The organism is Actinomadura formosensis NBRC 14204, from assembly GCF_001552155.1.
GTDB classification, from domain to species: domain Bacteria; phylum Actinomycetota; class Actinomycetes; order Streptosporangiales; family Streptosporangiaceae; genus Spirillospora; species Spirillospora formosensis.
Genome location: NZ_BCQQ01000178.1, coordinates 1 through 10494, shown reverse-complemented (window position 1 = coordinate 10494; position 10494 = coordinate 1). Strand labels below are relative to the sequence as shown.

Below are 10494 nucleotides of genomic sequence, written 5' to 3'. Positions count from 1 at the left end.
GGGCTAAAGACAGCGTGCCTTCAGGTTGTCGCGTGGCTCTGGGGCGGGTGCTGGCGCGCCTTCCTGCAACGGGTGAAGCGGTGATCGCCGCATCGCTCCGGCTCGCCCAGGGGCTCGCTGCGCGATCAGGTTCTTGCTTTGCTTGAACCTGCCTTTGGGCGCGATCGCAACGCGGCGGGTTGCTGCGGGGCTGGGGTGGTCGCGTCTGTTGTGTTTTTGCCTTGCCTTCGGTGTCGGGTCCTCCTGTAACGGGTCGCGCGGCGATCGCTCCGGTTCGCTGCGCGATCAGGTTCTCCCGGCTAAGGCTTCGGACGTGATCGCAATGCTGGAGTCGCTGGGGCTTCACGCCCAGAGAGGCTGCCTTCTCTTGGGGTGTCGGTGATGAGTGGTCGGCCCCCGCGGTGGTTGTAGCTGCGCAGGGTTGTTTGTGACGCTGTGCGAGGCCGACGTTCTCTTTGTGCGCCTGCCTGCGGTGGTGGCGGCGCTTTTCGGTATGGGCCAGGGTGACCACCCTGGGGGGTTTGGGGTGCCCGGAATTGGGGCTTTGAGTTGGTTGGGGTGGGGTGGGGCATTCGTTCGGAGGCGGAGCCGGGAGGAAGGGGCGGGGGTCGGTATTCGCGGTGGCCAGGGTCGTCGGTGCAGGTACGCGATAGCCTCTAGCGTTGCGGTCGTGGACGGGTCCCGGCGGCCGGGGCCGTGCGGAGCAGGGAGGATGGCGGGGGTTTGTACCTGAAGACCTTGACGTTGCGCGGCTTCAAGTCCTTCGCGTCCTCCACAACGCTCAAGTTCGAGCCGGGGATCACGGCCGTCGTGGGGCCGAACGGGTCCGGCAAGTCCAATGTCGTGGACGCGCTGGCCTGGGTGATGGGGGAACAGGGCGCCAAATCGCTGCGCGGCGGCAAGATGGAGGACGTCATCTTCGCCGGGACGGCCAACCGGGCGCCGCTGGGGCGCGCCGAGGTCGTGCTGACGATCGACAACTCCGACGGGGCGCTGCCGATCGACTACACCGAGGTGACGATCAGCCGGCTGATGTTCCGGTCGGGGTCGAGCGAGTACGCGATCAACGGTGACGCGTGCCGGCTGCTGGACATCCAGGAACTGCTGTCGGACTCGGGCATCGGCCGCGAGATGCACGTGATCATCGGGCAGGGGCAGCTCGACCGCGTCCTGCACTCGGGGCCGGAGGGACGCCGGGCGGTCATCGAGGAGGCGGCCGGCGTCCTCAAGCACCGCAAGCGCAAGGAGAAGGCGCTGCGGAAACTGGACGCGATGCAAGGCAACCTCACCCGCGTCCAGGACCTCACGGGGGAGCTGAGACGGCAGCTGAAGCCGCTGGGCAAGCAGGCCGAGATCGCGCGGCGGGCGGCGGTGATCCAGGCCGATCTGCGCGACGCGAGACTGCGGCTGCTGGCCGACGACCTGGTCACGCTGCGCAGGAGGCTGGATCAGGAGGCCGCCGACGAGGCGGCGATCCGGGAGCGGCGCACCGAGACGGAGCGGGCGCTGAGCGGGGCGCAGGAGCGCGAGGCCGTCCTGGAGGCGGAGGAGGCGGAGCAGGCGCCGCGGCTCGCGCAGGTCCAGGACACCTGGTTCCGGCTGTCGGCGCTGAAGGAGCGGCTGCGGGGCGTCGCCGATCTCGCCGCGGAGCGGCATCGCAATGCCGCGGAGGCGCGCGAGGAGGAGCGGCGGGGCCGCGACCCCGAGGACATGGAGCGTGAGGCCGCCGAGATCCGGGAGCAGGAGGAGATGCTCCGCGCCGTGCTGGACGAGGCGCAGGACGGGCTGGCCACCGCCGTGGACGAGCGGTCCGGTGCCGAGGAGGCGCTCGCGGGCGAGGAGCGCAGGCTGCAGGCGGCCGCGCGGGCCGCCGCCGACCGGCGTGAGGAACTGGCCCGGCTGCGCGGCCGGGTGGAGGCGCTGCGCAGCAAGGCGCAGGCCGGACGGTCGGAGATCGGGCGGCTCACCGAGGCGCGCGAGGAGGCCGAGCAGCGCGCCGAGGACGCCCGGATGGAGTTCGAGGCGTTCGAGGCCGAGGTCGTCGAGGACCCGGCGCTCGCCGCCGAGCACGAGGCGGCGCAGGAGGCGCTCGCGACCGCGAAGGACGCCGCCGAGTCCGCGCGTGCGGCCGTGGACGGTCCGCGCCGGGCACTGAAGGAGGCCCGCGCGGCCGTCGGGGCGGCGCGGTCCGCCGATCAGGCCGCGCAGAAGAAGGTCACGGCGCTGCAGGCCCGGATCGAGGCCCTGAACTTGACGCTGGCCGGCGCCGCCGACGGTGGAGAGGCCCTGCTGGCGGCGGGCGCCGACGGGTCGCTGGACGGTGTGCTGGGGACGGTCGCGTCGCTGCTGAACGTCCGCCCCGGATATGAGACGGCGATCGCCGCCGTGCTCGGCAACGCCGCGGAGGCGATCGCCGTCGGGTCGCTGGAGACGGCCGAGGCCGCGCTCACGCTGCTGCGCTCCCGGGACGCCGGACGGGCCGGGCTGCTCATCGGCGGGGGAGCGGTGGCGCCGTCCGCGCGGACGCCGGGCGCCGACTACGCGCTCGACGCGGTGAGCGTCCCCGATCCGGTGCGGCCCGCTCTTGAGCATCTTCTGCGGGACGTGGTCGTGGTGGACGGCGTTTCGGACGCCGCCGCCCTCGTCCGCAGGGAGCCGTCGCTGCGCGCCGTCACCCGTGAAGGTGAGCTGGTCGGTGCGCACTGGGCGCAGGGAGGCGCGGCCGGGAGCGGCCGGGGCCTTCTGCAGATGCGGGCGACGCTCGATGAGGCCACCGAGGACCTTGCCGCGGCCGAGACCGCGGCAGGAATCGCCGCCGATGAGCTTCATGCGGCGACCGAGCGTGAGGCATCCGCCCAGGCGGCGCTGGAAGCCGCTGAGGCCGCCGCCGGTGAGGCCCAGTCCAGCGTGAACCGGGCCCAGGGCGAACTTGACCGCGTCCGCGCGCGCTTGCGTGAGTTCGACGCCCAGGCCGCGCAGGAGGCCAAGCGCGCCGCCCGGCTGGAGGCCGATGCCCGCGCCGCCCGGGGCGAGGTGGAGCGGCTGAGCAAGGCGCTCGACGCGGCGAACGAGTCCCTGGAGCGTGACACGCAGGCGGCCGAGGAACTCGCGATGCGGCTCGCCGAGGCGGAGGAGGCCGCCGAGGTCGCCGACGAGGCCGGGCACGACACCGAGGCGCGCGACGAGCTGAACGCCCGCTGCCAGGAACTGCGCACCGCCGAGATGGAGGCGCGGCTGTCGGTCCGCACCGCCGAGGAACGCGTCCAGGCGATCGCCGGCCGCGCCGACAACCTCGAACGCGGTGCCCGCCGCGAACGCGAGGAGCGCGCCCGCGCCGCCCAGCGCCGCGCTCGCCGTGAGGAACAGGCCCGGGTCGCCAAGGCCGTCCTCCAGGGTGCCCGGACGGCCCTCGACCGCATCGAGCACTCCCTCGCCGCCGCCGTCCGCCGCCGCGAGGCCGCCGAGCAGGCCAAGGCCGCCCGCGAGGCCGAGCTGAAGGTCGTCCGGACGCAGGTGCGCGAGCTGTCCGCGACCCTGGAACGCCTGGTCAACGTCGTGCACGGCAACGAGGTCGCGCGCGCCGAACAGCGGCTCCGGCTGGAGCAGTACGAACAGCGGGCCCTGGAGGAGTTCGGCCTGGAGGTCGAGTCGCTCGTCGCCGAGTACGGGCCCGACCAGCTCGTCCCGCCCGACCCCGAGAAGGGGGAGGACGCGCAGCCCGTCCCCTATGACCGGACCGTCCAGGAGAAGCGGGCCAAGACCGCCGAGCGCCAGCTCAACCAGCTCGGCAAGGTCAACCCGCTCGCCCTGGAGGAGTTCGCGGCGCTGGAGGAACGGCACGCGTTCCTCACCTCCCAGCTGGAAGACCTCAAGAAGACCCAGCGGGAACTGCTCGGCCTCGTCAAGGAGGTCGACGACCGCGTCCAGCAGGTGTTCGCCGCCGCCTACGACGACACCGCCCGCGAGTTCGAGCGGATCTTCGCCCGGCTGTTCCCCGGCGGCGAGGGCAGCCTGTCGCTGACCGAACCCGACGACATGCTCACCACCGGCGTCGAGGTCGCGGCCCGCCCGCCGGGCAAGAAGGTCAAGCGGCTGTCGCTGCTGTCGGGCGGCGAGCGGTCGCTGGTCGCGATCGCGTTCCTCGTCGCCGTGTTCAAAGCCCGCCCGTCCCCGTTCTACGTGCTGGACGAGGTCGAGGCCGCGCTGGACGACACCAACACGCAGCGGCTGCTCACCGTCTTCGAGGAACTGCGCGAGTCGTCCCAGCTCATCATCATCACGCACCAGAAGCGCACCATGGAGGGCGCCGACGCCCTCTACGGCGTCAGCATGCGCGGCGACGGCGTCACCCAGGTCGTCAGCCAGCGGTTGTGCTGATTGCTTCGCTCTCGGCGTCGGGCCTTGGCGGCCCTCCTTCAACGAGCAAAGCGGCGATCGCTGCATCGCTCCGGCTCGTTTAGGGGCTCGCTGCGCGATCAGGTTCTCGCAGGCTCGAACCTGGCTTCGCACGCGATCGCAACGCTGAGGTTGTTGCGTGGCTGGGGTTAAAGACAGCGTGCCTTTAGGTCGTTGTGGGGCTGAGGTGGGGGCCGGTGTGATCACGTCCGGTTGGTTCCTGCGGGCTCGGACATGATCGGAACGCCTGGGGTCGCTGCGGATTTTACATGTCCGTAATATCTGTCTCCATCGTTGGAGCGTTACATCGTACGGGGACCGGGAAATTCGGACATGCGGTAATTCCTGTCCTTGAGATTTTCGGTGTTCGGCAGCCGGGGGATCGTGGGATGTTCTCCCTGGTCGTGTCCGTCGAAAGGGCCACGGTGCACTGAACGTGACGGGATGGCGACGCTGGCGGACTTGTGTGTTTTGAAGCGCATCGGCTACCCATATGCACCGTGGTTCTCCGGCCACCCCGACCGGGCATCTGGCGCCCGCTAAGGAGAATCAGAGAGGTGCTACCCGTGGACGCCTGGAAACTCAAGGAAAATTTCGCCCTGGTGGGCGCTAATGGCGTGGACGTCGCCGAATATTTCTACGCCGACCTTTTCGCGCGTGCGCCGCAGCTCAGGTCCATGTTTCCGGCGGCGATGGCGAAACAGCACGAGGTGCTGCTCGCCGCGCTGTCCCAGATCGTCGGCTCGGTCGACGATCCCGCCGCGCTCGTCCCGTTCCTGCAGGACCTCGGCCGCCGCCACCGCGGCTTCGGTGTCGTCGCCGAGCACTACCCGCTCGTCGGCGCCAGCCTGCTGGCGACCCTCGCCCACTTCAGCGGCCCCGCCTGGACCGAGGACCTCGAACGCGGCTGGACGGCCGCCTACGGCCTCGTCGCCGAGGTCATGACGGAGGCCACCGCCGAGCCCGCCTCCTGATCCGGCGTGGACGCCCAGCGACTGAAGCACAGCTTCGACCGGGTCGCCCGGCAGGGCGACTCCGTCGCAATGTTCTTCTACTCCGACCTGTTCGTGCGCAATCCCCACCTGCGCGACATGTTCCCGATCGGGATGAGCGGCCAGCGCGACAAGCTGCTGCGCGCCCTCGGGCACATCGTGGCCCAGGTCGACGACCTGCCCGCCCTCGTCCCGTTCCTGCGCCAGCTCGGCCGCGACCACCGCAGGTTCGGGATCGTCGCCGAGCACTACCCGCACGTCGGCGCCAGCCTCCTCGCCACCCTCCGGCACTTCACCGGGGACGACTGGACCGACGACGTCGAGAGCGACTGGAACGCCGCCTACAGCCTGGTCGCCAAGGTCATGCTGGAGGCCGCCGACGAAGACGCCCTGAGCCGGCCCGCCTGGTGGAACGGCCAGGTCGTCGCGGTCGAGCGGCGCCGGTTCGACATCGCCGTCCTGCGCGTCCAGCCGGACCGGCCGCTGCCGTACCTGCCCGGCCAGTCCGTCGCGCTGGAGGTGCCGTCCCGGCTGCGGCACTGGCGGTACTACTCGATGGCGAACGCGCCCCGTCCCGACCACACCGTGGACTTCCACGTCCGGCTGGTGGACGGCGGGCCGGTGAGCCCGGTGCTGGTGCGCGGCACCGAGGCCGGCGACCGGGTCCGGATGGGCGCCCCCGTCGGCACGCTCACGCTGGACGAGGAATCCCCGCGCGACGTCCTGCTCGCCGCGGGCAGCACCGGCCTGGCCCCGCTCAAGGCGATCCTGGAGCAGATCTCGCGCCGTCCCGTCCCGCCGCGCGTGCACCTGTTCTTCGGCGCCCGCACCCGCGACGGCCTCTACGATCTGGAGCACCTCACCAAGCTGGCCTGCGAGTTCCGCTGGCTGACGGTCGTCCCCGCCGTGTCGGACGAGCCCGGTGGGCACGACCTCTCGGCGGTGTTCCGTTCGGGCGACGTCGAGTACGGCAACCTGTCGGACGTCGTGGCGGGGCACGGCCCCTGGGACGGCCATGACGCCTACGTGTGCGGGCCGTCCGCGATGGTCGGGCACACCGTCGAGCAGCTGACGCGGCTCGGTGTCGCGCGTGACCGCATCCGCTTGGAAACCTTCACCGAGGCACAGAGGTGAGCGCGTTGAACCCCCCGAACCTTCCCGTCGTCTCCGAGGGCTCGCGGCTGACCCCGGGCGAGCTCCGCTCGGTGGTGTTCGCCCGGGCCGCCCTCGGGCGCCGCGGGTACGACGAGGAGCAGGTCCGTAACTTCCTGGCGCACGTCGAGCGGGAACTCGTCCTGATCTACAACGACAAGGCGGCCCTCGCCGACGAGGTGAACCGGCTGCGCGCCCAGGTGGCCCAGGGCGGCGCGCCCGGCGTGATGGCGCCCGAGGACGCCCACTTCCAGGCCGTCCGCATCCTGTCGCAGGCCCAGCAGACCGCCGACCTGTACGTCGCGGACGCCGAACGCTACACCCGGGAGCTGGCCCACGAGGCGCGGCTGCACCGGGAGGCGATCCTGGCCGACGCCAAGGGCCGCGCGGAGCACATGCTGGAGGACGCCCATCGCAAGGCCGCCGAGGTCGCGGACGCCGCCGTCCGCGCCGCGCCGCCCCCGCCCGCCCGTCCCGTGCCGCTCCCGGACGACGAGCGCCGCGCGATGGAACGAGAGATCGCCTACCTGCGCACCTACAGCGACGTGTACCGCACCCACCTGCGCTCCTATCTGGAGGCGCTCCTCCGCAACGTCGACGAATGGGAATCCTCCGAACGGGCATCCCTCCCGGGCCGCTCACCGGACTGATCCCGCCTCGCCGAGCCGACCGGCCGCGGCGTCCCGAGCGGATCGCGCGGTCCCGGCGCACCAGTACCGTGGCGTGCGGACCGACCGGCTCATAACAGGAGGTCCGGGGGGTCGCTTCCCTGGGTAACACCTTCTGGGAAACTGGGGGCGCTATGGAATATCTGATCGTCATCGCCGCGCTGGCCGCCGTCGCGCTGATCATCGGCGGCATCATGCTGCTGCGGCCTCGCCTTACCCGTACGCGGCCGCCGGTGGAGCGGCCGGCGGAACGGACCGGTGGCGCGACCGCCGTCGACGAGGCGGAGGCCGGGGCGCCCACCCTTGAGCGGGCGCCGCCGACGGAGGTGCCCGCGCCGCGGCCCACGGTCGAGATCGAGAAGCCGCCGCCCGGCGCGGGCCGGCTCGTCCGGCTGCGCGCCCGGCTCGCCCGCTCCCAGAACACGTTCGGCAAGACCCTCCTCGGCCTGCTGTCGCGCGACACGCTCGACGAGGACGCCTGGGAGGAGATCGAGGACACGCTGATCACCGCGGACATGGGCACCGCCGTGGCCCGCCAGGTCACCGAAGACCTGCGGACCCGCGTCCAGGTCCTCGGCACGCGCAGCCCCGAGGAGGTCCGCGGGCTGCTCAAGGAGGAGCTGATCAAGCAGATCGGCCCCGACCTGGACCGCTCGCTGCACACCGACGCGCACGGCGACCGCCCGGCGGTGCTGATGGTCGTCGGCGTCAACGGCACCGGCAAGACCACCACCTGCGGCAAGCTCGGCCGCGTCCTCGTCGGCGACGGCGACACGGTGCTGCTCGGCGCCGCCGACACCTTCCGCGCGGCCGCCGCCGACCAGCTGGAGACCTGGGGGGCGCGCGTCGGGGCGCAGGTCGTCCGCAAGGACGAGGGCGCCGACCCCGCGAGCGTCGCGTTCGACGCGGTCAAGCAGGGCATCGACACCAAGGTCAACGTGGTGATCATCGACACCGCGGGGCGGCTGCACACCAAGACCGGGCTGATGGACGAGCTGGGCAAGGTCAAGCGCGTCGTGGAGAAGCAGGCCACGGTGGACGAGGTCCTGCTCGTCCTGGACGCGACGACCGGGCAGAACGGCATGCAGCAGGCCCGTGTGTTCGCCGAGGTCGTGAACGTCACCGGCGTGGTGCTGACCAAGCTGGACGGCACCGCGAAGGGCGGCATCGTCGTCCAGGTGCAGCGGGAGCTGGGCGTCCCGGTCAAGCTGGTCGGGCTGGGAGAGGGGCCGGACGACCTCGCGCCGTTCGAGCCCGAGGCGTTCGTGGACGCGATCCTGGGCGACTGAACCACCCCCTGATCGGCTGAACACGACATGTGAGGAGTTGGAAACACCGGCGAAACCCGCCGGTGTCGGTTTTCACATCTCGGAAACGTGACGGCCCCGCGCGCGAAACCGCCGGGGCCGAATCTCTGAGCAGTGAGTCCTTTTCGCCCGGTGGCTCCCTGGAGGGCCCGCACCCGCAGGCCTTCCAGGGTGGAAAGGACTCGGGGCCGAAGTTCCCTGGCGAGGAGGGACTCTCTCAGAGATGAAGATCGATAGCGGTAGTACCGCCTGGATGCTGACGAGCACCGCGCTCGTCCTGCTGATGACACCCGGGCTGGCCTTCTTCTACGGGGGCATGAGCCGGGCCAAGAGCGTGCTCAACATGATGATGATGAGCTTCGTCAGCATCGCCGTGGTGGGCATGGCGTGGGTCGTCTACGGCTACTCCCTCGCCTTCGGCGACGGCGGCGCGCTCAGCCCGGTCATCGGCGGATTCGGCGACTGGGGACTCGTCGGCCTGGAGAAGGCGGCCACGGCCGGTGACGGCACGGGCATCCCGCAACTGGTGTTCGTGGCCTTCCAGGCGACGTTCGCCATCATCACCGTCGCGCTGATCAGCGGCGCCGTCGCGGACCGCACCAAGTTCGGCGCCTGGGTCCTGTTCACCCTGGTCTGGTCGACGCTCGTGTACTTCCCGATCGCGCACTGGGTGTGGTGGACGGACGGCGGCAAGTCGGGCTGGCTGTCCGGCCTGGGCGCGCTCGACTTCGCGGGCGGGACGGTCGTCCACATCAACGCCGGTGTCGCCGCGCTCGCGCTGGTGCTCGTCCTCGGCAAGCGGAAAGGCTGGCCGAAGGAGCCGATGCGCCCGCACAACCTGCCGTTCGTCCTGCTCGGTGCCGGGCTGCTGTGGTTCGGATGGTTCGGGTTCAACGCCGGTTCCGCCCTGTCGGCCGGCGCCACCGCGGCCGTCGCGTTCATCAACACGCTCGCCGCGACCTGCGCCGCCGCGTTCGCCTGGATCGTCGTCGAGAAGGTGCGGGACGGCGCGTCCACCACGCTCGGCATCGCGTCCGGCATCGTCGCCGGGCTGGTCGCCATCACCCCGGCCTGCGCGTTCGTCACCCCGCTCGGTGCGATCGTCCTCGGCCTCGTCGCCGGCGCGGTGTGCGCTTTCGCGGTCGGCCTCAAGTACAGGCTCGGCTACGACGACTCACTCGACGTGGTCGGCGTCCACATGGTCGGCGGCATCGTCGGCGCCCTCCTGATCGGCCTCCTGGCCACCACCGCGGTGAACGGCGCGGGCGCGGACGGGCTGCTCGCGGGCGGCGGATTCGCGCTGCTCGGCAAGCAGGCCGTCGCCGTCCTCGCCACGCTCGGCTACTCGTTCGCCATGACCTACGTGATCGCGAAGGTCATCGACCTGACCATGGGCCTGCGGATCAGCGCGGACGACGAGGCCGCCGGCATCGACGGCACGGCGCACGCGGAGACCGCCTACGACTTCGGCACCATCCGCGCGGGTGTCCGATCCGGGGCGACCGCCGCCCCCATCACCGAGGGCGCGGCCAAGAAGGTGGAGGCGCGGGGATGAAGCTCATCACGGCGGTCATCAAGCCCTTCAAGCTGGACGAGGTCAAGAAGGCCCTGGAGAGCTTCGGCGTCAGGGGCATGACGGTCAGCGAGGCCAGCGGCTACGGGCGGCAGAAGGGGCACACCGAGGTCTACCGGGGCGCCGAGTACCAGGTCGACCTGGTGCCCAAGCTGCGGATCGAGGTCCTGGTCGAGGCGGCGGACGCCGACGACATCATCGACGTGATCGTCCGCGCCGCGCGCACCGACAAGATCGGTGACGGCAAGGTGTGGGCGGTGCCGGTGGACACGGTCGTCCGCGTCCGCACCGGCGAGACCGGCCCGGAAGCGCTGTAGGACTCCCCGTGCCCCTCGCCCGCCCGCCGGCCGGAGACCGGGCGCCCATGCCCGGCGCGGCCGGCGGCACCGCGGCGGCCGGCACCGCCC

General features: G+C 71.5%; 7 protein-coding genes. All 7 read left to right on the top strand.

From position 1 onward, the window contains the following. The first annotated feature begins 723 nt into the window (after window positions 1–723). Entirely contained in the window at window positions 724–4377 is a 3654-nt protein-coding gene (smc, locus tag AF1_RS30050; RefSeq protein ID WP_067806991.1) for a chromosome segregation protein SMC, read from the top strand. 584 nt (window positions 4378–4961) lie between these two features. Next, window positions 4962–5369, top strand: coding sequence for a globin domain-containing protein (locus tag AF1_RS30045; protein ID WP_165488392.1), 408 nt, complete (start codon window positions 4962–4964; stop codon window positions 5367–5369). 6 nt (window positions 5370–5375) lie between these two features. Continuing rightward, window positions 5376–6521 (top strand): globin domain-containing protein, encoded by a 1146-nt coding sequence (locus tag AF1_RS30040; protein ID WP_067806984.1) that lies wholly within the window; start codon window positions 5376–5378, stop codon window positions 6519–6521. Window positions 6522–6526: 5 nt separating this feature from the next. Next, on the top strand, window positions 6527–7189 hold the full coding sequence (locus tag AF1_RS30035; protein ID WP_067806980.1) for a DivIVA domain-containing protein: 663 nt from the start codon (window positions 6527–6529) through the stop codon (window positions 7187–7189). 152 nt (window positions 7190–7341) lie between these two features. Continuing rightward, the gene (ftsY, locus tag AF1_RS30030; protein ID WP_067806977.1) at window positions 7342–8496 is read left to right on the top strand and encodes a signal recognition particle-docking protein FtsY; all 1155 of its coding nucleotides are present in this window, start codon (window positions 7342–7344) and stop codon (window positions 8494–8496) included. Window positions 8497–8737: 241 nt separating this feature from the next. Continuing rightward, window positions 8738–10069: an ammonium transporter gene (locus tag AF1_RS30025; protein WP_084263472.1), complete on the top strand. Its 1332-nt coding sequence runs from the start codon at window positions 8738–8740 to the stop codon at window positions 10067–10069. Next, on the top strand, window positions 10066–10404 hold the full coding sequence (locus AF1_RS30020; RefSeq protein ID WP_067806972.1) for a P-II family nitrogen regulator: 339 nt from the start codon (window positions 10066–10068) through the stop codon (window positions 10402–10404). The genes AF1_RS30025 and AF1_RS30020 overlap by 4 nt, the downstream gene beginning before the upstream one ends. Window positions 10405–10494 lie beyond the last annotated feature (90 nt).

Excerpts from the sequence above, each read along its gene's own strand:
- ftsY (WP_067806977.1), top strand. The coding sequence starts at position 7,342 with ATGGAATATCTGATCGTCATCGCCGCGCTGGCCGCCGTCGCGCTGATC.
- AF1_RS30025 (WP_084263472.1), top strand. The coding sequence starts at position 8,738 with ATGAAGATCGATAGCGGTAGTACCGCCTGGATGCTGACGAGCACCGCG.
- AF1_RS30020 (WP_067806972.1), top strand. The coding sequence starts at position 10,066 with ATGAAGCTCATCACGGCGGTCATCAAGCCCTTCAAGCTGGACGAGGTC.